This window comes from Vibrio sp. 1731 (genome assembly GCF_033339955.1).
Classification (GTDB): Bacteria; Pseudomonadota; Gammaproteobacteria; order Enterobacterales; family Vibrionaceae; genus Vibrio; species Vibrio alginolyticus.
In genome coordinates this window covers 92803-111592 of sequence record NZ_JAWOVO010000016.1, presented here as the reverse complement: position 1 = coordinate 111592, position 18790 = coordinate 92803, and the positions used below count along the sequence as shown (strand labels likewise).

At 44.9% G+C, this 18790-nt stretch carries 20 protein-coding genes; 12 read left to right on the top strand and 8 right to left on the bottom strand.

Annotated elements, in window-relative coordinates:
* The coding region (locus R7035_RS17900; protein ID WP_318146210.1) for a GGDEF domain-containing protein at positions 1–883 on the top strand (883 nt) is incomplete at its 5' end.
* Between the two features lie 33 nt (positions 884–916).
* Here R7035_RS17900 and csdA read toward each other — a convergent pair.
* The 4 genes from csdA to R7035_RS17880 form a co-directional block, all read right to left on the bottom strand.
* Complete coding sequence (csdA, locus tag R7035_RS17895; protein WP_025768229.1) at positions 917–2128, bottom strand: cysteine desulfurase CsdA; 1212 nt, start codon at positions 2126–2128, stop codon at positions 917–919.
* Positions 2128–2727: a DJ-1 family glyoxalase III gene (locus tag R7035_RS17890; protein WP_006742560.1), complete on the bottom strand. Its 600-nt coding sequence runs from the start codon at positions 2725–2727 to the stop codon at positions 2128–2130. The genes csdA and R7035_RS17890 overlap by 1 nt, the downstream gene beginning before the upstream one ends.
* Entirely contained in the window at positions 2724–3614 is an 891-nt protein-coding gene (panE, locus tag R7035_RS17885; RefSeq protein ID WP_262651771.1) for a 2-dehydropantoate 2-reductase, read from the bottom strand. The genes R7035_RS17890 and panE overlap by 4 nt, the downstream gene beginning before the upstream one ends.
* 108 nt (positions 3615–3722) lie before the next feature.
* The gene (locus R7035_RS17880) at positions 3723–4568 is read right to left on the bottom strand and encodes an outer membrane protein OmpK (protein WP_005391741.1); all 846 of its coding nucleotides are present in this window, start codon (positions 4566–4568) and stop codon (positions 3723–3725) included.
* Between the two features lie 323 nt (positions 4569–4891).
* Here R7035_RS17880 and R7035_RS17875 point away from each other — a divergent pair, with 323 nt between their 5' ends.
* Genes R7035_RS17875 through R7035_RS17860 form a run of 4 tightly spaced genes read left to right on the top strand, consistent with a single transcriptional unit; the run spans position 4892 to position 8128 of the window.
* On the top strand, positions 4892–5488 hold the full coding sequence (locus R7035_RS17875; RefSeq protein ID WP_025768231.1) for an LON peptidase substrate-binding domain-containing protein: 597 nt from the start codon (positions 4892–4894) through the stop codon (positions 5486–5488).
* Positions 5485–6843, top strand: a complete 1359-nt coding sequence (locus R7035_RS17870) for a DUF4397 domain-containing protein (RefSeq protein ID WP_256901290.1) — start codon at positions 5485–5487, stop codon at positions 6841–6843. Before R7035_RS17875 ends, R7035_RS17870 begins: the two co-directional genes overlap by 4 nt.
* A 44-nt stretch (positions 6844–6887) precedes the next feature.
* Positions 6888–7472 (top strand): RNA polymerase sigma factor, encoded by a 585-nt coding sequence (locus tag R7035_RS17865; RefSeq protein ID WP_005380255.1) that lies wholly within the window; start codon positions 6888–6890, stop codon positions 7470–7472.
* The gene (locus R7035_RS17860; RefSeq protein ID WP_005380256.1) at positions 7469–8128 is read left to right on the top strand and encodes a ChrR family anti-sigma-E factor; all 660 of its coding nucleotides are present in this window, start codon (positions 7469–7471) and stop codon (positions 8126–8128) included. Before R7035_RS17865 ends, R7035_RS17860 begins: the two co-directional genes overlap by 4 nt.
* A 63-nt stretch (positions 8129–8191) precedes the next feature.
* Here the strand turns inward: R7035_RS17860 and R7035_RS17855 are convergent, their stop codons facing one another.
* From R7035_RS17855 to R7035_RS17840, 4 genes are all read right to left on the bottom strand, one after another.
* Positions 8192–9544: an AmpG family muropeptide MFS transporter gene (locus R7035_RS17855; protein ID WP_256901289.1), complete on the bottom strand. Its 1353-nt coding sequence runs from the start codon at positions 9542–9544 to the stop codon at positions 8192–8194.
* 71 nt (positions 9545–9615) lie between these two features.
* On the bottom strand, positions 9616–10161 hold the full coding sequence (locus tag R7035_RS17850; RefSeq protein WP_186584710.1) for a peptidylprolyl isomerase: 546 nt from the start codon (positions 10159–10161) through the stop codon (positions 9616–9618).
* The gene (locus tag R7035_RS17845; protein WP_005380259.1) at positions 10161–10730 is read right to left on the bottom strand and encodes a YajG family lipoprotein; all 570 of its coding nucleotides are present in this window, start codon (positions 10728–10730) and stop codon (positions 10161–10163) included. The genes R7035_RS17850 and R7035_RS17845 overlap by 1 nt, the downstream gene beginning before the upstream one ends.
* A gap of 32 nt (positions 10731–10762) precedes the next feature.
* On the bottom strand, positions 10763–11917 hold the full coding sequence (locus R7035_RS17840) for a methyltransferase (RefSeq protein ID WP_005385302.1): 1155 nt from the start codon (positions 11915–11917) through the stop codon (positions 10763–10765).
* Positions 11918–12160: 243 nt separating this feature from the next.
* Between R7035_RS17840 and bolA the strand changes: the two genes are divergently transcribed.
* The 7 genes from bolA to nqrF all read left to right on the top strand — a co-directional run bounded on the left by bolA (position 12161) and on the right by nqrF (position 18786).
* Complete coding sequence (gene bolA / locus R7035_RS17835) at positions 12161–12469, top strand: transcriptional regulator BolA (RefSeq protein WP_005380262.1); 309 nt, start codon at positions 12161–12163, stop codon at positions 12467–12469.
* A gap of 473 nt (positions 12470–12942) precedes the next feature.
* The gene (locus tag R7035_RS17830) at positions 12943–14283 is read left to right on the top strand and encodes a Na(+)-translocating NADH-quinone reductase subunit A (protein WP_005380264.1); all 1341 of its coding nucleotides are present in this window, start codon (positions 12943–12945) and stop codon (positions 14281–14283) included.
* Positions 14284–14288: 5 nt separating this feature from the next.
* Positions 14289–15533 carry an NADH:ubiquinone reductase (Na(+)-transporting) subunit B gene (locus R7035_RS17825; protein ID WP_005380265.1) on the top strand — a complete coding sequence of 415 codons (1245 nt, stop codon included), beginning with the start codon at positions 14289–14291 and terminating at the stop codon, positions 15531–15533.
* Positions 15523–16293, top strand: a complete 771-nt coding sequence (locus R7035_RS17820) for a Na(+)-translocating NADH-quinone reductase subunit C (protein WP_005380267.1) — start codon at positions 15523–15525, stop codon at positions 16291–16293. The genes R7035_RS17825 and R7035_RS17820 overlap by 11 nt, the downstream gene beginning before the upstream one ends.
* Complete coding sequence (locus tag R7035_RS17815) at positions 16293–16925, top strand: NADH:ubiquinone reductase (Na(+)-transporting) subunit D (protein ID WP_005380269.1); 633 nt, start codon at positions 16293–16295, stop codon at positions 16923–16925. Before R7035_RS17820 ends, R7035_RS17815 begins: the two co-directional genes overlap by 1 nt.
* A 7-nt stretch (positions 16926–16932) precedes the next feature.
* Positions 16933–17529: an NADH:ubiquinone reductase (Na(+)-transporting) subunit E gene (gene nqrE / locus R7035_RS17810; protein WP_005380270.1), complete on the top strand. Its 597-nt coding sequence runs from the start codon at positions 16933–16935 to the stop codon at positions 17527–17529.
* A gap of 33 nt (positions 17530–17562) precedes the next feature.
* Positions 17563–18786, top strand: coding sequence for an NADH:ubiquinone reductase (Na(+)-transporting) subunit F (gene nqrF, locus R7035_RS17805; RefSeq protein WP_005380271.1), 1224 nt, complete (start codon positions 17563–17565; stop codon positions 18784–18786).
* The last annotated feature ends 4 nt before the right edge of the window (positions 18787–18790 follow it).

The following is an 18790-nucleotide window of genomic DNA, read 5'->3' as shown; positions in this document are numbered from 1 at the left end:
GTTTGGCGATAAAACTCTATCACTTACTACCGTTTTTGTTTTGAGTTCCCGCTTATCCGCGATGAACCATAAAAAAGCCTATCACGATGGAAGCAATTTGATAGGTAAGACACTTCACGGCGTACTTGAAAAAGATAAAGCCGACTGGTTTATCGAACAGATAAATCGGTCACTGAAACAAGACAGTATTGTGACGATCGAGTACAAGATGTGCGCCGACAGCATTCAGGGAATAGATGCTAACAGTGGGCCAAGAGGCGACCTATACTACGAAGGCAAGATCTGCCCACTCGCTATAAAATACCGAGGTCGTCGCGTTGTCCTTATTCTTACACGCAACATCTCCAATCGCCACCGAGTTGAAACCCTTCTTCGCCATCAAAGCCAAATTGATGCTCTTACCAACATCTACAATCGACGTGTCTTTTTCGAAAAGCTCACAGAAGAGGTCATTAAAGCTCAAGAGCCGAACTATCACTCCGCGTTGTTATTGTTTGATTTGGACTTTTTTAAAGTCATCAATGATAAACGTGGTCATGATGCGGGGGATTATGTCTTAGAGACCTTAGCTGATTTGGTTTCTCACTTACTCGTCAAAGACGAAATTTTTGCAAGAGTCGGAGGGGAGGAGTTTGCGATTATTTTGCCAGAAACTTCTCTGTCGGCGGCGAAAGAGGTAGGAGAGGAAGTACGTTCCCACATTCAAAATTGTCAGTCCGAATTTGAAAAGATTGAAATTCCGGTCACGGTGAGTGTAGGCGTGGTGGAAATAGGCAGAAATGAAACCACCAAACGTTTGTATGCGCATGCAGATAAAGCGCTTTATGCTGCGAAAAGAAATGGCAGAAATTGCGTGGCGACTCTGGATAGGCAGATGGAGTAACCTTGTTGGTTACTCCAAATCAAACCGTTGGCGTTATAGCATGTCGACGGCTTTCTCTACGGCGGCGATGAGTCTTTCCACATCGCTCGTCGTGTTATAAATACCAAAAGAGACGCGTACCGTGCCTTTCACATTTAGCGCATCCATCAATGGGTGAGCGCAGTGGTGTCCTGCTCGTACCGCAATGCCTTGTTGATCGAGCAGCGTCGCAATATCTTGGTGATGAACGCCGTCCATTACGAAGGTCAGTACAGAGGCATTCGGTTGATAGCCTAGAATATGGATGTCATCCAAAGCGCTTAGTGCTTGGTAGGCCTTATCCTGAAGCGCATGGAGATGAGTCTCTACTTCGTGATGGTCAAAACCTTGGTACCACTCAATGGCTTTCGCTAGAGCAATCGCGCCCGCAACGTTTGGTGTGCCCGCTTCAAATTTTCCAGGAAGTGCAGAAAACGTCGTTTTTTCGAAAGAAACGCGTTCAACCATTTTACCGCCGCCGTGCCATGGTGGCATGGCTTCCAAAAGTTCAAGCTTGCCGTATAAAACCCCAATGCCTGCTGGTGCATAAAGTTTGTGACCTGAGAAAACGTAGAAATCGATATCTGATGCCGATAAATCAAGTTGCTCATGTACGATGCCTTGCGCGCCATCAACTACAATAACCGCGCCAACGTTGTGCGCCAGTTCAGTGATTTTTTCTATAGGTTGGCGTGTGCCTGTTACGTTGGTTATTTGCGCGCAAGCAACAATTTTACAGCGGTCAGACAGAAGCGCCTCAAATGCACTGATGTCGAACTGGCAATCTGATGTCATCGGAACTTTAATGACTTTAGCACCCGTTTGCTCTGCCACGATTTGCCAGGGCACGATGTTGGCGTGGTGCTCCATCTCGCTAATCAAGATCTCATCACCTGGTTGTAACGTGCTACGGGCGTAGGTTTGAGCAATTAAGTTCAGTGCTTCGGTTGCGCCCCGTGTCCAAATGATCTCTTTAGAGCTGTTTGCACCAATAAAGCTTGCCACTCGTTCTCGTGCCGCTTCAAATTGGCTGGTGGCATTAGCCGTTAAACTATGGCTGCCACGGTGAACATTGGCATTTTGCGCACTGTAGTAATGACTGATGACATTAATCACACATTGCGGTTTTTGCGTTGTCGCTGCGCTATCTAGATACACTAAGGGCGTATCGTTGACGGATTGGTTTAGAGCAGGAAATTGCTCGCGTACAGCATTTACGTCAAACATTATTCTTCACCAAGCTTGTGGTAGTGCAGAGTAGGCAGAGGGATCATTGGTTCAGCAACTGACCATGCGTGTTTTTTACCTGAGAGTTGAATGATTACTTCCATCGCGAACTCTAAAGCTGTACCCGGACCTTGACTGGTGATCAGGTTGTGGTTGATATCAAAGGTCACGCGTTTGCTGCGCCACTTCTCTTCCGGGATATGTGACTGAAAGCTCGGGTGACAGGTCATCAGTGATTGTGGGAAAAGATCATGGTGTTGCAATACCAACGCCGGTGCTGCGCAGATAGCAGCGACCAATTTTCCCTCGTAGATGTGCTGCTTAAGGATTTCTATCATCACCGTGCTATCACGAAAAATTTCTGCACCACCAACACCACCAGAAAGCGCTATGGCGTCAAACTCATCATCAGCGATATCGACTAGCTTACAATCGGCAGTTAGTGTGACTCCGCGAGAAGCTTTCATCGTCAATGAGCCATCAAAAGCAGCACTCGCTACTGTAACGTCATAACCCGCGCGAACCATCATGTCGATAACGGTGACGGCTTCCATTTCTTCGGTGCCTGGAGCTATTGGCACTAAGATTTTCTTACTCATTGTTCTGTCCAGCTTTGTTCTATTTGTTTGATGCGTTGGTAAAGTTTTAAATTCTCAGGCGTATTGATGCGATGTTTCTTGGCAGCCTTTAACAAGTATCCGGTTATAAAATCAATTTCCGTTCGACGCTGATGGAATACGTCTTGTCTCATTGAAGAATAGTTCTCAGCTGTGGCGTTCACCACTTGCATTACCGTATCGAAAAGAGAGCGAAACTCGATAGCAATACCTTCTTTACTCATTACTTCAACCAGTTCTTGAGTGATGCTTTCGAGTTGTATCTTAAACTCGGGCTTCGCAAGTTCACCATTCTTACACTGGAGAATCGCAGTCAGTGGGTTAATCGCGCAGTTGATCGCTAACTTAGTCCATAACGCAGATTGGATGTGTGGATTCCAAATGACCTCTGGAAGAGCATGATGCATAACATCTTGCAGAAAAGCGCACTGCATTCCTTTGTCATTATAACCACCCGCTTGCGTTGTTCCGTGACCGGTATGCAATACGTGTTGGTTATCTGGTTTGTATGCGCCGTGCGTCGTTGTTGCGAGCACTATCGGATTGTTTGGCACAACCTTCTCCAAGGCAGAGGCAGTACCCATACCATTGTGCATCAGCATGATAATCGTGTCTGTATTGATATGAGGGAGCAAAGGCTGAATGGCGTCTTCCACTTGCCAAGCTTTTACCGTGATCAAAATGAGGTCCGCTTGATTTACGGAGGAAATATCTTGATTACTGAATACGATTGCGGGTGTGTCATCCAACTGAAGTGGTTGTTGTCTCTCTGAACTTCTTCCCCACAATGAAACATTGTGCCCGGCAAGCTTAAATTTTGTTGCCCAGAGTGAGCCCACCGCACCTGGACCGAGGATAAGGATATTCACCAAACGCTCTCATTAAAAAGGTTTGCTGCAAGGATAATGAGGGAAAAAAGGAAAGCAAATAAAAATGGCGCCGAAAGGCGCCATTTTTGAGCAAACTTAGTGGTTCAATTAGAACTTGTAAGTTACAGCTAGGTAGTGGCTTACACCAGTCGATTCTAGCTCAACACCTGGAGCAACTTGTAGACCGTCTTTTACGCCATATACTTCTTTGTATGCTTTCAGGCCGTAACCAACCGCGAAGCGATCTGAGTGCCAGTAAATGCCGTTGAACATTGCACCACCGTTTGACGCGGTAGTACCAAATTTGTTACCAGCATCATCATCCATACCGAATTGGTAATCAATGTAACCTTGGTAAGAAATGAATGAACCATTGTCGAAGAAGTAGAATGGTTTGAACCAGTTAGTCGAGATTTGGAAACCGTTCCAACCTTTGTTGTTGCCATCGTAAGTGCTGTACAGGTTTAGGCCGATTTTACCTAACCAAGGAACCATTACATCAGAACCTAAACCGATTTTCTGGTTGTTTACACCACCGTTGTTACCGCCCCATTCCATTAGAGATGCAATGTATAGCTCTTGAACTGGACCGAAAGATAGGTCTTTACCAGTTACGGCATCTAGAGACATACGTGGTGCAAATTTCATGAACATCTTGTCAGGAGCGCCGTTCTCAATTGACTTATCTTGGTTATCTTTAGTCGCTAGGTTAAATACGTCTACGTAACCGTATAGGTCGAAAATACCAGAGCGACCGCCAAATTCCATTTCTAGGTAATCGTGAGCGTTGTCGTCAGCGCCTTTAACTCGTGGCATTTCATCAATTGAGTACATGTAGTTGAACTGCATCCACTTGTAATCGTTTTTGTGGATATCGCCGTCAGAGTAATCTGCCGCCATAACTGGAGCTGAAGTAGCCGCTAGAAGGCTAAGAGCTAAAAGTGATTTACGCATAAGGGGACTCTCTATGTTTGTAATGATTCAGAACACGCAATCTATGCTGCGCTTTCCAATTGGCGGGAATAATAGCGATAAAAATCCCAAATGAAAGTGATAAAGGGTGCAAAATTGAACGTTTTTGGTGAGTTGTGTCACGAAATTATCTTTATTTACGGAACTTTTTGTTCGTTGCATTTGATTGCAATAAATATGTGATTTAGATCGTTTGCGTAAGCGATTTTATGACTTTTTAAGCCAGTCGATTAACCAACATAAATCGTTAGTGATCGGAGTGATAAGGGATTCGTATGTATCCGTGAATCAAAGAGGACGTTTGAATGAAAGAAGTCATGTTATTCCCACTCACTTCAGTTGTACTCCCTGAAGGTAAAATGAATCTGCGCATTTTTGAGCCACGATATAAGCGAATGGTAAAGGAATGCAGCCTACAAAATGTGGGTTTTGGAGTTTGCCTAGTAGGAAGTGAAGGTGACCCTAAAGACGTGGGTAACGTTTCATCTATCGGAACTTTGGTCAGGATCGTTGATTTTGAAACACTCAGTGATGGCCTTCTTGGTATTACAGTTGCTGGTGAGAAACGCTTTGTTGTTAAACGTGTTCGTGCAGATGCGGATGGCTTACGCCATGCAGAGGTTGAATGGTTAGATAATTGGCAACATCCAGACAACTCACCAGATTTCTTCTATTTAAGCCAGCAGTTATCCCATGTTTATGAAGAGTTTCCTCAACTTGGAAGCCTCTACCAGCATCGTTTTTACGATGACTCTGCTTGGGTTACTCAGCGTTGGCTTGAGTTACTACCCCTAGACTGCAATCTGTTCGAACAGCTAGTCGGCGCAGAGGACTGTATTCCTGCGTTGCAATTTCTGACAGAAGCCATAGAAGCCCCGACTAACAAAGAGGCAAGGATATGAAAGGATTTAACAAAGCTGCGCTAACTGTTGTTGCGGCGTTAGGACTGGCGGCGTGTGGCTCCGACAGTGACACTATCGAGTATTCCAATTTACAAGCAGTGCATGCGTCTTCTGATGCGCCGCTTGCAAATGTGTGGATCAACGATAAACCATCATTAACGAATGTTGATTATGGTATGGGATCTGGCTACGTTAAATTGCGAGAGGGGATGAATTCGATTCAGGTCGATGTTAAGCTCCCAGGTAATGAAACCGCGACCGTAATACCTAAAACAGAACTAGATCTTGATTCCGACCTCAATTATAACGTGTTCGTTGTTGGCGATGCCGATGGTTCGCCAAACCCAGTTGAGCCTTTAGTTGTGACTCGCAGCGCCGATTCAATGGCTGATGCCAATAGTCTAGATGTTCAAGTTGTTCATGCAGCTTCAGGCGTTCCTGCTGTTGATCTTTATGTCACTGAGCCAGGTGCTGCTCTTGCTAGCGCGACTCCAATAACTAACCTTGCTTACAAAGCTTCTACCGACGTATTGAACATCCCAACTGGTGAGTATCAAGTTCGACTTGCCGTAGGAGACAGCGTTGCTTTTGACTCGGGCACAGTATCTCTTGCGGCTAATTCCAACTTGACGATTGCCGCTATCGGCACAGGAGATTCGAATAGCACGTCACCTGTCAAACTCTTGGTGTTGGACGGTTCGGGCTCTTCTATAATTGAAGATATGGGCAGCCAAGCTGAAGTAAGAGTCGGACACCTTGTCGATGGAGCGCCAGTCGTCGATGTTAACGTTAACGGGGCGGCCTTCGCTCCTCTTGCCGACTTAGCGTTCAAAGAGATTCGTGGTTATTTGGATCTTGCTGCTGGCGCTTACGATATTGACGTTTACGTGGATGGCACAACAACCAATCCGATCATAGATGTTGACGGGTTAATGGTTGCAGGTGGAATGGATTACAGTGTTTATGCAGTCGGTGTTGTTAGCCCAGCGATTGATATCGAAGCTCTGGTCGTTGAAGATATGAGACGCGCTGTGGCGACTAGCGCGACATTGAATGTGACACACGCGGCGGCTAATCCTATAGCGGAAATGGTGGATATTTACCTCACTACGAGTGCAGGAATAGATGGAAGTGATCCAACTATTGCTAATTTTGCGTATAAAAATAGTGTACAAGGATTATATGTCGCTGAAGGTACATATTATGTAACGGTAACAGTGGCTGGTAACCCAAGTATTGTTGCGGTTGACTCAGCACCAGTCAATGTAATGAACGGTGTTGTGTACCAAGTCGTTGCCATTGATGATGGGAACAACGGTGGTTTCAACTTGTTGGTCGATGACGTGACCGATTAGGACGAATGGGAGGAGGAGACTCCTCCCACAAATTAAGGCCGATTATGATGAGTGATAGCCCGAAAAAACTGGGGCGCAGTGATTGGAACGATTACATGGATAAAGTGAAGGCTCGAGACAAAGACGCGTTCGCTTTTGTATTCCGTTTTTACGCACCCAAGCTGAAGCAATTCGCTTACAAACATGTTGGTAATGAGCAAGTTGCTATGGAGATGGTGCAAGAGACCATGGCGACAGTTTGGCAGAAAGCGCACCTCTATGATGGTGAAAAGAGCGCGTTATCGACTTGGATATATACCATAATCCGAAACCTTTGTTTTGATCTGCTCAGAAAACAGAAAGGTAAGGAATTACACATTCATTCTGATGACATTTGGCCGTCAGAGTATTATCCACCTGATCTTGTTGATCACTATTCACCAGAACAAGATATGTTGAAAGAACAGGTGGTTAAGTTTTTAGATATATTACCGAAAAACCAGAGAGATGTTTTACAAGCGGTATATCTTGAAGAGTTACCTCATCAACAGGTCGCGGAATTATTTGATATACCCCTCGGTACCGTAAAATCCAGGCTGAGGCTTGCAGTAGAAAAGCTAAGGCATTCAATGCATACGGAGCAACTATGAACAAACACCCAGATAACAGCTTGTTAGAAGCATACGCTTCGGGAAGCATTGATGCAGTTTCTGGTCTTGTGGTCGCAACCCATTTAGAAACATGCACCAAGTGCCGAGCTTATGTGAACCAAGTCGAAGCAAGTCAAGCGAACATCGTAAGTGACATACCTTCTGAGTATGTTTCTGAATTTGACGACATGTTTAATGACATCATCAATGCGGAGCCAGCGACTGATAATATCGTGATCCGCGACTCTGCTGCTGTTAATGTGGCAGGAAAAAGTTTCGCTCTTCCTAAAACTCTAGCGCGTTTCTCTGACCTCGTAGGGTCATGGAGAAGTTATGGAGGCAAGGTTTTCAGTGCTCAGATTGACCTAGGGGAAGACGCTCGTGTCAGCTTAATGTACATCGGGGAAGATGTGCAAATTCCTCAACATACGCACAAAGGCCTAGAGTCTACATTGATCCTACATGGTGGATTTAGTGACGAGGATGGCCAATATGAAGAGGGCGATTTGATGATTAGAGACGCATCAGTGAAGCACAGCCCTTACACTAAGGCCGGAGAAGACTGCTTGTGTTTAACCGTATTGACTGAGCCGATGATCTTTACTCAAGGCGTGGCACGTATATTTAATATGTTTGGTAAAGGGTTATACCCATAGACCTCTTATCTTATATCTCGCAAAACAAAAACCACCGAATTCGGTGGTTTTTTATATGTTTCGTTAATGCTTGTGACGTGCTTTTTCCAATAGAGCATCAAAGTAATGTCGTAGCGAGTACAACATAATCAAGCTTGGCACGACCATGACAGCGGTAAGCACGAAGAATGTGCTCCAATCATTAAGATAATCCACTAGCTCGCCACTGAAAGAAGCAAGAGTCGTCCGTCCGAAGTTTCCTAGAGAAGCAAGCAACGCATACTGAGTTGCCGAAAATGCTTGCCCGGTTAGAATCGTCAAAAATGAAACAAAAGCGACAGTTGAGAAAGCAGTCGTAAAGTTATCGACAATAATCGTGGCTAAGTACAAGTGCTCGTTTGGGCCTACCGAAGCAATCCAAGCAAACATCAAGTTACTGGCAGACATAGCAATACCGCCGATCATTAATCCACGTACAATACCAAACCTAACGTTGAACATGCTTCCGACAAAAGTAAAGAAGATGGTGGCTCCCCAACCGATTAGTTTGGAGTAATAGCCAATCTGTTCATTGCTAAAACCAATATCTTTATAGAACGCGATCGACATCCTGCCCAAAAACGCTTCGCCAATTTTAAATAGGAAAACGAACAGCAACAGAGTAATCGCGACACGGACGCCATTGCGATTAAAGAAATCAAGGAAAGGTTCTACAACAGTCACGGTAAACCAAGCTACGACTTTTGAACCAACCACTTCTTTGTGGCGTTGTTCAGCGGCAGACTGAAGTTGTTCGCGTTGAGTCTTCGGTTCTCCGATTAAAATCGTAAAGACCATTAGAATGCCGACTATCACCGCCATCCCGTAATACACGCCATTCCAACCGACGCTATCAGCATTAACAAACGCTAAATAACCCGGTAGTGAATAACCTGTCCACCAGCCAATGACCGCCATTGCAGAAGCTTGTGGCAGCTTAGATTCTTCTGATTTTGGGAAAGTATCAATACGAAAAGCATCAATTGCGATGTCTTGTGTCGCTGAAGCCGTTGCAATACACAAGGCGAGTAGTGACGCAAACACCAAGTTTTCCGCTGGATTTACGCCGGCAATAAATAGGGTAGCGACGAGTACGATACTTTGACAAAAGAAAATCCAGCTACGTCTTTGCCCCAGTAGTCTAAAGAGGACTGGCAGCTTCACGCGGTCAACCAGAGGTGCCCACAGAAAGTTGATCGCATAGACCGCAAAAACGCTACCAAAATAGCCAATTGCGGAGAGGGTCAAGCCGGCATCTTTTAGCCAACCTGACATGTTTGAGCCGATAAGAACCCACGGAAAGCCGCTAGAGCAGCCCAGCATGAAAACCCACATGAGTCGTTTATCGAGGTAACTTTTTACCGTTTCCAACCAAGTGATGGAAGGTAATGAAGACATAAATCAATCCAATAAAATGAAGCCGTTGAAAGAGAAAGCCCTTCGATTATTCAAAGGGCTTATCGTTTTGGCTATTTAAGTAGTGTAGCTTTGGTGATGACGATTTGCGTCTCTGGTACATCACGCATTCGGCCTACCGTCGTGGTCGGCTGCTGAGCCATTTTCTGGATAACGTCGAACCCCTCAGTAACCTCACCAAATACAGCATAACCTGGTGGTCGAGCGCCATAGTTGAGAAAGTCATTGTCGACTAAGTTGACGAAAAACTGACGAGTTGCAGAGTTTGGTGCATTGGTTCGTGCCATGGCGATGGTAGCACGGTTATTGTTTAGACCATTATTTCCTTCGTTTTTGATTGGCGCGTATGTTTTCACCATCTGCATATCTTGGTTAAAGCCGCCACCTTGTGCCATGAAGCCTGGGATAATACGATGAAAAATAGTACCTTCGTAGCTCCCATCTTCTACATATTTCAGAAAATTAGCGACAGTGATAGGTGCTTTCTCTTCGTTTAACTCAACCGTAAATGAGCCAAGTGTCGTTTCAAACGCTACTTTTGGTCCAGCCCAAACGCTGCAGCTGAGTAATGCTAAAGACAGAATCGCTTTGCGTAACATTAGAAACGCTCCTGCATGTATTGACGAAGCTCAGGGTCATTGGCAATCTCTTTAAGCGTCAATGTCACCACATCATTCAATGTCTCTTCAATATCGGCATCAGAAGCACTCAATGTGCCAGATCGCTTTGCTGTACCTGTATAAGTTTTGACTAGCTTGCCCTCAGGTGTCTCTGCTGTGATTTCCAGCACAACTTTAGCATCCATCTCATTTTCCATCACCGAATGCTTCACGTTGACCAACGCTTCTTGAACGCTCAATTCAATCGCGTTGTTGCTGTTTAGATCCGCATGGAAACCTTGAGATGAGAATTGCTTCTCTAATGCTTCTTCTAACGCAATACGTAAATTCTGTTTAGCATGAAGAGGAAGAATGTTCGAACGGCCGTTATCCACCAACGCCACGTACTGCGCTGCACGTACATCTTTGCTGGTCAAACTGTAAGTCTTGCCTTGAACAATTGGATTGGTGCTCAATGTGCTTTCTGGCATCAGGTTCAGCTGAGGTTGTTGAGGGGCTGAACACGCAGCAAGCAACGCAACCGAAGCCGCAAGTACCAATTTTCTCATTTTATTATTCCTTTTAACTATTTTGCTAAAGCTTATTTTGCGCTTAATTTAGCAGGATTTTTTGTAGCCTGTAAAATCACAAACTTATTGTTGGAAGCGATAAGTTTCACATTTTTATCGCCAAACAGACGTTTGAGTTTTGCGTCGTACCCGAGGTGACGATTTCCGATAACCAGTAAACGGCCATTTTCACTTAATACTTGTTTAGCATCGCAGAACATTTGCCAAGCAATATGATCGGTGATTGCCTGTTGTTGATGAAACGGTGGATTACACATAACCATAGAGCTGCTGCTGTGTTTAAAACCGTCCAAGCAATTGTTCGCTATGCACTGTATGTCTCTATTTTCACCAAGGTTGTCGCGTAGGTTCTGTTTTGCTGATTCAAGCGCCATAAAACTTTCATCAACACATGTTAGCCGAGCATTTGGATTCAACTGACCAAATTTAACAGACAGAACACCATTGCCGCAGCCAAGATCGATGACATTGTCTATCGAAGGGTCTTGAGGCAGGTGCTGCAGCATAAAGCGTGCACCTAAATCTAAACTTTCTCCTGAATAGACATTTGGCATGTTCTTGAGTTCGATATCTTCGCCATCAACGCGCCAAGTCGTGAAAGGCATTACTTCAATCGGAGGCTCAACTGTTGCTTGAGAAAACACCAATCTGTGCTTTTTCCAGGCCAAAGATGTTTTTGTTTCGCCTAAGTATTTTTCAAACAGTTTTAGCGTCGAAGTATGAATGTCTTTCGCTTTATTGACTGCAATGACGGGGCAGGAAGCCGGTAGCGCCTTTCTTAATTGGCTTAGTATCCACACTAGATGGCGGTTACTTTTGGGCAGTTGCAGCAAGACGAGATCAATATTGGCAGGAACGAGGTCCATCGTGGTGGCAAACGCTACTTTATTGCACTGGTTTTGCTCGAGATTTTGCTGTGCACCTTTATGTGAGATGAATGAATCACTCATTAGCGTTACATGGTGCTTTTCCGAAAACCAGCAGGAGAGGGCACCAAAGCTGTCATTAATCACGAGGATGTTTTGATTGTCTGGCAAAGCAAGCTCTTCAACATGATTAATAAGATACTCATCACCGGCATCCCACGCTTGTAGCGTTTCGTTACTACGTTTTGGGAAACGATGAAGTGTTAAGCTTCGCTCGTGAAGGTTCAGTTCGGTTTTCATAGCTAAATGTAAGTTGATTTAGAAATTAAGTGTTATTGTCGCAAATGATGACGTGTCGAGATACAAAAAGCTGTCAAATTTTACGAGTTCAGTGATGGCTGCTCTCTAGGCATGTTCATGGAGTCGAGCGCCTTGAGACAATATGTCTACAAAGTGCGTCAATAATGAGAGTGACGTTTGAGTGATGCATGTCTGCTTTACTTAGGTATATACTTATGGAATTCGCATCAATGAGGAACGAATATGATCCAAGAAATCATAGAGAAGAAACTACACAGTGAGCTGCAACCCAGCTATCTCAAAGTCATTAATGAGAGCTACATGCATAATGTGCCACCAGGCTCAGAGAGTCATTTCAAAGTGATTGTTGTGAGTGATTCGTTCGCGGGACAGCGTTTGATTGGGCGCCATCGTCAAGTTCATCAAATTTTGGCAGATGAACTGGATAACCACATTCATGCATTAGCTATTCATACATACACTGATGAAGAGTGGAAGCGTGAACAAGATGGCGCCCCTGATAGCCCGATGTGTATGGGTGGCGGTCACTAAAAACGCAAGATATAAAGGTGCAGAGAAAGGTGGCTTAAGGCCATCTTTTTTCGTTTTACATTCTTTAGGGACGTTAACGTGGCACAAATTCTGGTTAAAAAATGTGTTAACAGTGTTTCAACAAATGAATGGAAATTGCAGAATATTTCAGGCGATGAATATCACTTTTCCATAAGATATGTATGGAATATGGCATTTGTGCGATGGGTCAAAGTTATGACTATTCTTTGACCTTTTAGACCTGATTCTACCGAAATAACCCCTCTATTCTAATGATTGATCATGGCATCAAGTTCCTAAAAAATGCTAGACTACGGCACCTGATAAATCTCGCGTATTCCTTGTGACGAGATTTTTAATAGGATGTTGCGATTTTGATGTTTAAAACAACATCAAAACCGGACACTGATGTCGTGTCTAAAAGTTACGCAATCAAAAGAATCTTTTTCCCGATAAAAGTAGTGCAAGTGCGTATGATTACAATAAAGAAGGGCTTGGATCTTCCTATCGCAGGAACTCCATCCCAGGTGATTAATGATGGTAAGACCATCAAAAAAGTCGCCTTGCTTGGCGAAGAGTACGTTGGCATGCGACCTACCATGCATGTCCGCGTTGGTGATGAAGTGAAAAAAGCGCAAGTTCTTTTTGAAGATAAAAAGAACCCAGGCGTGAAATTTACTGCACCAGCAGCCGGTAAAGTGATCGAAGTTAACCGTGGCGCTAAACGTGTCCTTCAATCTGTAGTGATTGAAGTGGCAGGTGAAGAGCAGGTGACATTTGATAAGTTCGAAGCCGCTCAACTTTCAGGTCTAGATCGTGAAGTGATCAAGACTCAGTTGGTTGACTCTGGCTTATGGACCGCTTTACGTACTCGTCCGTTTAGCAAGGTTCCTGCAATCGAGTCTTCTACTAAGGCTATTTTCGTAACTGCAATGGATACTAATCCACTAGCAGCTAAGCCTGAGTTGATCATTAATGAGCAACAAGAAGCATTCATTGCTGGTCTAGACATTCTTTCAGCCCTGACAGAAGGCAAGGTTTACGTATGTAAATCTGGCACTAGCTTGCCACGCTCTTCACAGTCTAACGTAGAAGAACACGTCTTCGATGGCCCTCACCCAGCAGGTCTTGCTGGCACCCACATGCATTTCCTATACCCAGTAAATGCAGAGAATGTGGCATGGAGCATCAACTACCAAGACGTTATCGCGTTCGGTAAGCTGTTCCTAACTGGTGAGCTATGCACAGATCGTGTTGTGTCTCTAGCTGGCCCAGTTGTGAATAACCCTCGTCTAGTTCGTACCGTAATGGGTGCAAGCTTAGATGACCTAACAGATAACGAGCTGATGCCTGGCGAAGTTCGTGTGATCTCTGGTTCAGTACTAACAGGTACACATGCAACTGGTCCACACGCATACCTTGGCCGTTACCATCAACAGGTTTCTGTATTACGTGAAGGCCGTGAAAAAGAACTATTTGGCTGGGCAATGCCTGGTAAGAATAAGTTCTCGGTAACTCGCTCTTTCCTTGGTCACGTATTCAAAGGTCAGTTGTTCAATATGACAACGACGACCAATGGTAGTGATCGTTCAATGGTTCCAATTGGCAACTACGAACGCGTAATGCCTCTAGATATGGAGCCTACTTTGCTGCTTCGTGATCTATGTGCCGGCGACACAGACAGTGCTCAAGCACTGGGTGCGCTTGAACTGGATGAAGAAGATCTAGCATTGTGTACCTTTGTATGTCCAGGTAAGTACGAGTACGGTACGTTACTTCGTGAATGCCTAGATACTATCGAGAAGGAAGGGTAATTTTCATGGCTCTTAAAAAGTTTCTTGAAGACATCGAGCATCATTTTGAGCCTGGTGGCAAACACGAAAAATGGTTTGCCCTGTACGAAGCTGTAGCAACAGTTTTTTACACCCCAGGTATCGTAACAAATAAAAGCTCGCACGTTCGTGATAGCGTTGACCTAAAACGTATCATGATCATGGTTTGGTTTGCGGTATTCCCAGCAATGTTCTGGGGTATGTACAACGCAGGTGGCCAAGCTATTGCAGCACTTAACCACATGTACGCTGGTGACCAACTAGCGACAGTTATCGCAGGTAACTGGCACTACTGGCTAACAGAAATGCTTGGCGGCACTATCGGTGCGGAAGCGGGTGTTGGCAGTAAGATGCTACTAGGTGCGACTTACTTCCTGCCAATCTACGCAACAGTATTTATTGTTGGTGGCTTCTGGGAAGTGTTGTTCTGTATGGTGCGTAAACACGAAGTTAACGAAGGTTTCTTTGTAACTTCTATCTTATTCGCACTTATCGTTCCACCAACGCTACCTCTATGGCAAGCGGCACTAGGTATCACATTTGGTGTTGTTGTAGCAAAAGAGATCTTCGGTGGTACAGGTCGTAACTTCCTTAACCCTGCACTTGCAGGTCGTGCATTTCTATTCTTCGCTTACCCAGCGCAAATTTCGGGTGACGTAGTATGGACTGCAGCTGACGGCTTCTCTGGTGCAACTGCTCTTAGCCAATGGGCTCAAGGTGGTAACGGTGCTCTAGTTAACACAGTAACTGGCGCTCCTATCACTTGGATGGACGCGTTCATCGGTAACATCCCTGGCTCTATTGGTGAAGTATCGACTCTAGCTCTAATGATCGGTGCAGCGATGATCGTTTACATGCGAATCGCTTCATGGCGCATCATTGCGGGTGTGATGATCGGTATGATCGCAGTATCGACTCTGTTTAACGTGATCGGTTCTGACACTAATCCAATGTTTAATATGCCATGGCACTGGCACCTAGTTCTAGGTGGTTTTGCATTCGGTATGTTCTTCATGGCAACGGACCCAGTATCAGCGTCATTTACTAGCAAAGGTAAATGGTGGTACGGCATCCTGATTGGTGCAATGTGTGTGATGATCCGTGTAGTTAACCCAGCGTACCCAGAAGGTATGATGCTGGCGATTCTATTCGCGAACCTATTCGCACCTCTGTTCGACCATGTAGTGATTGAGAAGAACATCAAGCGGAGACTAGCACGCTATGGCAAGTAATAACGACAGCATTAAAAAGACGCTGGGTGTTGTTATCGGGTTGAGCCTTGTTTGTTCAATCATCGTATCAACAGCAGCAGTAGGTCTGCGTGATAAGCAAAAAGCTAACGCTGTCCTAGATAAGCAATCAAAGATCGTTGAAGTTGCAGGCATTGACGCAAACGGTAAGAAAGTACCAGAGCTATTTGCTGAGTACATCGAACCTCGTCTAGTAGACCTTGAAACAGGTAACTTTACTGAGGGTAATGCATCTACGTACGATCAACGTGAAGCATCAAAAGATGCAGAACGTTCAATCGCATTGACACCAGAAGAAGACGTAGCTGATATCCGTCGTCGCGCGAATACAGCAGTGGTGTACCTTGTAAAAGATCAAGATGAAGTCCAAAAAGTTATCCTGCCTATGCACGGTAAAGGACTATGGTCGATGATGTATGCCTTTGTAGCCGTTGAAACTGATGGTAACACTGTGTCTGCTATTACTTACTACGAGCAAGGTGAAACTCCTGGACTTGGTGGTGAAGTAGAGAACCCTTCATGGCGCGATCAATTCATTGGCAAGAAATTGTACAATGAAGATCACCAGCCAGCGATTAAGGTCGTGAAAGGCGGCGCACCGCAAGGTTCTGAGCACGGTGTTGATGGCCTATCAGGAGCGACGCTCACTAGTAATGGTGTTCAACACACATTTGACTTCTGGTTAGGTGATATGGGCTTTGGTCCTTTCCTAGCAAAAGTTCGTGACGGAGAACTTAACTAATGTCTAGTGCACAAAACGTTAAAAAGAGCATCCTAGCGCCAGTGTTGGATAACAACCCAATCGCGCTACAAGTTCTTGGTGTATGTTCTGCTCTTGCAGTAACAACTAAACTAGAAACAGCTTTTGTAATGACACTAGCGGTAACATTTGTAACTGCGTTGTCTAACTTCTCTGTTTCATTGATCCGTAACCACATTCCTAACAGTGTGCGTATCATCGTTCAGATGGCAATCATCGCATCGTTAGTAATCGTGGTAGACCAAGTGCTAAAAGCTTACCTATACGATATCTCTAAACAGCTATCTGTATTCGTTGGTCTGATTATCACTAACTGTATCGTAATGGGTCGTGCTGAAGCATTCGCAATGAAGTCTGCGCCAGTACCATCTCTTATTGACGGTATTGGTAACGGTCTAGGTTACGGCTTCGTTCTTATCACTGTAGGTTTCTTCCGTGAGCTATTTGGCTCAGGCAAACTATTTGGTCTAGAAGTTCTACCTCTAGTGAGCAACGGTGGTTGGTACCAGCCTAACGGCCTAATGCTACTAGCACCATCAGCATTCTTCCTAATCGGCTTCCTTATCTGGGTAATCCGTATTCTGAAACCAGAACAAGTAGAAGCGAAGGAGTAAGGACGTCATGGAACATTACATTAGTCTGTTAGTTAAATCGATTTTCATCGAAAACATGGCTCTGTCTTTCTTCCTAGGTATGTGTACTTTCCTTGCCGTATCTAAGAAGGTTAAGACCTCTTTTGGCCTAGGTGTTGCAGTTGTGGTAGTTCTGACTATCGCTGTTCCTGTGAACAACCTAGTATACAACCTAGTTCTGAGAGAGAACGCGTTAGTTGAGGGCGTGGACCTTAGCTTCCTAAACTTCATCACCTTTATCGGTGTAATTGCAGCACTTGTACAGATTCTAGAGATGGTCCTAGACCGTTTCTTCCCACCTTTGTACAACGCGCTAGGCATCTTCCTACCGCTGATCACAGTAAACTGTGCGATCTTCGGTGGTGTATCTTTCATGGTACAACGTGACTACAACTTTGCTGAATCGATCGTTTACGGTTTCGGCTCTGGTGTGGGCTGGATGCTAGCAATCGTTGCTCTTGCAGGTATCCGTGAGAAGATGAAGTACTCTGACGTACCTCCAGGTCTACGTGGTCTTGGTATCACATTTATCACTGTAGGTCTTATGGCGTTAGGCTTTATGTCTTTCTCTGGTGTTCAACTGTAAGTCGGGTAAACCGCAACAATTAAGGAATAGTCAATGGACATTATTCTTGGTGTAGTGATGTTTACTCTGATCGTACTAGCACTAGTACTAGTGATTCTTTTCGCTAAGTCTAAGCTTGTACCAACAGGTGACATTACAATTTCTGTGAACGATGACCCTTCTCTGGCGATCGTTACACAACCAGGTGGTAAGCTACTGAGTGCTCTAGCAGGTGCTGGCGTATTCGTATCTTCTGCTTGTGGTGGCGGTGGCTCATGTGGTCAGTGTCGCGTAAAAGTTAAATCAGGTGGTGGCGACATCCTACCAACCGAGCTTGACCATATTACTAAAGGTGAAGCGCGTGAAGGTGAGCGTCTAGCGTGTCAGGTTGCAATGAAAACTGACATGGATATCGAGCTTCCTGAAGAAATCTTCGGCGTTAAGAAGTGGGAATGTACTGTTATCTCTAACGATAACAAAGCGACATTCATCAAAGAGCTTAAGCTGCAAATTCCAGATGGCGAATCAGTACCTTTCCGTGCTGGTGGTTACATCCAGATTGAAGCTCCTGCTCACCACGTGAAATACGCAGACTACGATATTCCTGAGGAATACCGTGAAGACTGGGAGAAGTTCAACCTTTTCCGTTACGAGTCTAAAGTTAATGAAGAGACCATTCGTGCATACTCTATGGCTAACTACCCAGAAGAGCACGGTATCATCATGCTTAACGTTCGTATCGCAACTCCGCCGCCGAACAACCCAGACGTACCACCAGGCATCATGTCTTCGTACATCTGGTCTCTAAAAGAAGGCGACAAGTGTACTATTTCTGGTCCATTTGGTGAGTTCTTTGCGAAAGATACAGATGCAGAAATGGTATTCGTTGGTGGTGGTGCTGGTATGGCTCCAATGCGCTCACACATCTTCGACCAACTTAAGCGTCTGCACTCTAAGCGTAAGATGTCTTTCTGGTACGGCGCACGTTCTAAGCGTGAAATGTTCTACGTTGAAGACTTCGATATGCTACAAGCTGAGAATGACAACTTTGTATGGCACTGTGCACTGTCTGATCCACTTCCAGAAGATAACTGGGATGGTTACACTGGCTTTATTCACAACGTTCTTTACGAGAACTACCTACGTGATCACGAAGCGCCAGAAGACTGTGAATACTACATGTGTGGTCCACCTATGATGAACGCTGCTGTAATCGGCATGCTAAAAGATCTAGGTGTAGAGGATGAAAACATCCTACTAGATGACTTCGGTGGTTAATTCC

What these genes read in the sequence shown, in the direction of transcription:
- csdA (WP_025768229.1), bottom strand. Translation starts at nt 2,128, where the DNA reads ATGTTTGACGTAAATGCTGTACGCGAGCAATTTCCTGCTCTAAACCAA.
- R7035_RS17840 (WP_005385302.1), bottom strand. Translation starts at nt 11,917, where the DNA reads ATGAAAACCGAACTGAACCTTCACGAGCGAAGCTTAACACTTCATCGT.
- R7035_RS17850 (WP_186584710.1), bottom strand. Translation starts at nt 10,161, where the DNA reads ATGTTACGCAAAGCGATTCTGTCTTTAGCATTACTCAGCTGCAGCGTT.
- bolA (WP_005380262.1), top strand. Translation starts at nt 12,161, where the DNA reads ATGATCCAAGAAATCATAGAGAAGAAACTACACAGTGAGCTGCAACCC.
- R7035_RS17845 (WP_005380259.1), bottom strand. Translation starts at nt 10,730, where the DNA reads ATGAGAAAATTGGTACTTGCGGCTTCGGTTGCGTTGCTTGCTGCGTGT.
- R7035_RS17865 (WP_005380255.1), top strand. Translation starts at nt 6,888, where the DNA reads ATGATGAGTGATAGCCCGAAAAAACTGGGGCGCAGTGATTGGAACGAT.
- nqrE (WP_005380270.1), top strand. Translation starts at nt 16,933, where the DNA reads ATGGAACATTACATTAGTCTGTTAGTTAAATCGATTTTCATCGAAAAC.
- R7035_RS17820 (WP_005380267.1), top strand. Translation starts at nt 15,523, where the DNA reads ATGGCAAGTAATAACGACAGCATTAAAAAGACGCTGGGTGTTGTTATC.
- nqrF (WP_005380271.1), top strand. Translation starts at nt 17,563, where the DNA reads ATGGACATTATTCTTGGTGTAGTGATGTTTACTCTGATCGTACTAGCA.
- R7035_RS17870 (WP_256901290.1), top strand. Translation starts at nt 5,485, where the DNA reads ATGAAAGGATTTAACAAAGCTGCGCTAACTGTTGTTGCGGCGTTAGGA.
- R7035_RS17860 (WP_005380256.1), top strand. Translation starts at nt 7,469, where the DNA reads ATGAACAAACACCCAGATAACAGCTTGTTAGAAGCATACGCTTCGGGA.
- R7035_RS17880 (WP_005391741.1), bottom strand. Translation starts at nt 4,568, where the DNA reads ATGCGTAAATCACTTTTAGCTCTTAGCCTTCTAGCGGCTACTTCAGCT.
- R7035_RS17875 (WP_025768231.1), top strand. Translation starts at nt 4,892, where the DNA reads ATGAAAGAAGTCATGTTATTCCCACTCACTTCAGTTGTACTCCCTGAA.
- R7035_RS17830 (WP_005380264.1), top strand. Translation starts at nt 12,943, where the DNA reads ATGATTACAATAAAGAAGGGCTTGGATCTTCCTATCGCAGGAACTCCA.
- R7035_RS17890 (WP_006742560.1), bottom strand. Translation starts at nt 2,727, where the DNA reads ATGAGTAAGAAAATCTTAGTGCCAATAGCTCCAGGCACCGAAGAAATG.
- R7035_RS17815 (WP_005380269.1), top strand. Translation starts at nt 16,293, where the DNA reads ATGTCTAGTGCACAAAACGTTAAAAAGAGCATCCTAGCGCCAGTGTTG.
- R7035_RS17825 (WP_005380265.1), top strand. Translation starts at nt 14,289, where the DNA reads ATGGCTCTTAAAAAGTTTCTTGAAGACATCGAGCATCATTTTGAGCCT.
- R7035_RS17855 (WP_256901289.1), bottom strand. Translation starts at nt 9,544, where the DNA reads ATGTCTTCATTACCTTCCATCACTTGGTTGGAAACGGTAAAAAGTTAC.